Below are 3,073 nucleotides of genomic sequence, written 5' to 3'. Positions count from 1 at the left end.
GCAGCGCATTTTTGCTTTCCGACGGCACCTATTTGGCCGTAGGCGGTAAAACAGGCACTGGCGACAACCGCCACAATATCTACAGTTTGGGCGGACATCTCATTTCATCCAAGGCAATAAACCGCACCGCCGTGTTTGTCTTTTTCATCGGTGATCGGTTTTACGGCGTCGTCACCGCCTATGTGGCTGGCCAGGATTCCGACGACTATAACTTCACAAGTGGGCTTGCGGTACAGGTCCTAAAGGCCGCAGCACCCCAGTTGATGCCCCTGTTGACACCCGGCGGGTAGCAGCGGGCCCGGTGAACAAAAAAATCGTGTTCATTTTTTTTCAGTCCAGTTGCGAATCTTTTGGTAGTCATTGAACATAAAATCCATCTCATCCTTGGTTATGGCGGCCCCGGAGTCCTTAAGCGGCGTGAAAAAAGCCTGCGCCAGGGTCTCGTCTTCCGGGGTCATGCCTTCCCTCAAGTTAAACGCCCGGGCCTTGGCTGCCACGTTCAGGGCAATACCGGACAGATTCTCCTTTGATCCGTCCATGCCTGTTGCAGCAGTGATCATCTCTCCGAGCAGTTCCCAGGGGTAGAGGTCACGATAGAATTTGCACAGGATCATGGTGTCAAACAGGGTGAGTCTGTCTTCAAAATCAATAAAGAGTTTTGCCTTCCCTTCCACTTGATCGGGATCAATCATGCCTGCCAGTTCCGGTTTGTAAAAGGTAGACCGCAGATGGCAGGCTCCCCGGTCCGAGGCGGCATAGGCCAGGCCCATCCCCTTGAGTACCCTGGGGTCGTAGCCTGCCGGTTCCAAACCTTTGACATGAACCGCCTGATCCTCCATACCGAAGACTGCGGCGGCGTGGCGAATACCCCGGGCCAGGGTTTGGCCGATGCCCGCTTCATTGGCCGCAATTTTGACAAGCAGCTCTTCGATCGCCCGGGCGTCACCGAATTGGATGGCATAATCGGATTTCCCCTGTTCGTGGGCCATCATGGCAAAGGCTGCCAGATTTCCGGCAGTAATGGTGTCTATCCCCAGACTGTCACAGACATGGTTGAGCCGGACAATCTGTTCCACCTCCTCCACCATGCACAGGCCGCCAAAGGTGTATAGGGTTTCGTACTCCGGTCCCTCCAGCACCAGGCCCTTGTGGGGTCCTTGGATGACCTTTGTCATCCGGCCGCAGGAAAGATAGCATTTTGCGCAGGCATGGGGGGTGACGTCGCATTGGCTGTGCAGGGCATCTGCTGATATTTTTTCCCAGTGGGGGGCGTATCCTTTGGTCCAGTACCGGGTGGGAAAGGCCCCGGCATTGTTCATGATTTTTACCATCTGGGAGGTGCCCATGGATTTATAAGCCTGGACCACGGGATGATCCTTAGCCTCGGCAGCCATGGCCTTAGATAGTTGAGTCAGTCCTTTTTTATCAAAAACCTCCCGTTTTTTATTGCCTGAAAAAACAATGGCTTTAAGGTTTTTTGAGCCCATGACCGTGCCGGTGCCGGCCCGTCCTGCACATCGCCATCCATCGTTTTTGATGATGGAAAATTTGACCCCGGCCTCGGCAGCCGGTCCAATCACGCTGAGTCCGGTTTTCCAGCCTTTGGGGTGTTTGCCGCTGAATTCGGCTTTAACGGCAGACTCCGTTTCAAAGGTGTCTTTGCCGGCAAGATGAGTGCCGTCGTGGAAAAAAGCCCCTTCCGGGGTGATTTCCATCATGATCAATCCATCTGCCCTGCCGTGGATGACAATGGCATCAAAGCCTGTGGCGGAAATGGCTTCAGGTACCTTGCCCCCGGAATAGGACTCAGCATAGAGACCGGTCAACGGGGATTTGGTAAAAACCCCGTACCTGGAACTGCCCCAGGTGGTGGTGCCGGTTACGGCACCCGTGGCAAAGATCAACCGGTTCTCCGGCGAAAGGGGATCAATACCCGGCGGGTTCAGTTCTGTCAAAAGCCATGTGGCAAGCCCCTTGCCTCCCAGAAAATTTTCGTAAACCGACTGATCCACGCTTTTGATCTCTGCTTTTTGATTAGACAGATCCACGTAAAGGATCTGATTAAAAAAACCTTTCATTTCCATCTCCTTTCATTTCCTCGAAATGCCTATCTCCTACAGTAATTCTTGTTGAAGTACAAGAAAAAGGTTAGCTAAATACCTTTGAAGTGCCAAAATATCAATATGTTGAAAATGATCCATCAAAATTGATAGGTATTGCCGCCGAAGTTAGAACCAAACCCGTTTTGGGTCTTCAGGTATTGGATGTTTTGTTTTACGACCCTTTCCTAATTTAAGGGTTTTGTTTATTGTTCATACATTGGTTGACAAAAAGGACGCTTTCATTTAGAGCTTGCGCTAACCTTTTTTAACGGATTATGTTTTGAGACGGTCTAATCAAACCAATCAAAAATCATGGCAAAAAACACAAATCAAGATGCTTGCTAAGGCTTGTATTTTGTTTGTTGTGTTGACAGTGGCAGGCCTGTCCTCTCCGCCGGCCAGTTATGTTGAAATGAGGATGGACGTATTGACAGGGGCCATCAAGGAATATGTTGAATCTCATCCCCTAAGCCTGCCCGCCTCCTTCAAACATCAATCATCTTCAAACCATCAAGGACTTTGGTTGGCTGACATTTACCACCTGACAGGTTTGCGCCCCCTCTGGGTAACCCCCGAAGGTCCAGGTAAGAAAGCGGCAATTATTTTTCTTTATTTGAGCAAATCCAATACTGAGGGCCTTGACCCGGATGACTATGGGGTTAGAAGAATTTCCGATCTCTGGAGGGCGCGTCAGCCTCAGCTCCTTGCCGAGCTTGACATCCTTTTGACCTTCAACCTTATCCAATATATTCATGATGTCAGTTGTGGGCGACTTTCTGATGTTAACAAAGAGTTCGACCCTGTTGCTTCCATAGAACAAACGCTGAGCGCTCCGGACCTTGCAGGTTACCTCGCAGGGCTTCCCCCTTCACACCGGCATTATACCGAGTTGAAAACGGCATTAAAGATATACCGTGCCATTGAAAAAGATGGGGAATGGCCACGAATACCAGCCGGAAAAACCATCAGGC

At 50.7% G+C, this 3,073-nt stretch carries 2 protein-coding genes and 1 pseudogene; 2 read left to right on the top strand and 1 reads right to left on the bottom strand.

What is annotated here, in order from left to right; translation table 11 throughout:
- Positions 1-290: hypothetical protein (locus tag AB7U36_RS21490; RefSeq protein ID WP_428161658.1), on the top strand; the 290-nt coding region annotated here is incomplete at its 5' end.
- A 30-nt stretch (positions 291-320) separates the two neighbouring features.
- Here the strand turns inward: AB7U36_RS21490 and AB7U36_RS21485 are convergent.
- Entirely contained in the window at positions 321-2,078 is a 1,758-nt protein-coding gene (locus tag AB7U36_RS21485; RefSeq protein ID WP_428161657.1) for an aldehyde ferredoxin oxidoreductase family protein, read from the bottom strand.
- A 304-nt stretch (positions 2,079-2,382) separates the two neighbouring features.
- Between AB7U36_RS21485 and AB7U36_RS21480 the strand changes: the two are divergent.
- Positions 2,383-3,073: pseudogene (locus AB7U36_RS21480) on the top strand (hypothetical protein); the annotation flags it as partial.

The sequence above is a fragment of the Desulfobacter sp. genome, assembly GCF_050177295.1.
This window is presented reverse-complemented; position numbering and strand designations above follow the sequence as displayed.

Bases quoted from the DNA above. Each gene is read 5' to 3' on its own strand.
- AB7U36_RS21485 (WP_428161657.1), bottom strand. From the start codon at position 2,078: ATGAAAGGTTTTTTTAATCAGATCCTTTACGTGGATCTGTCTAATCAA.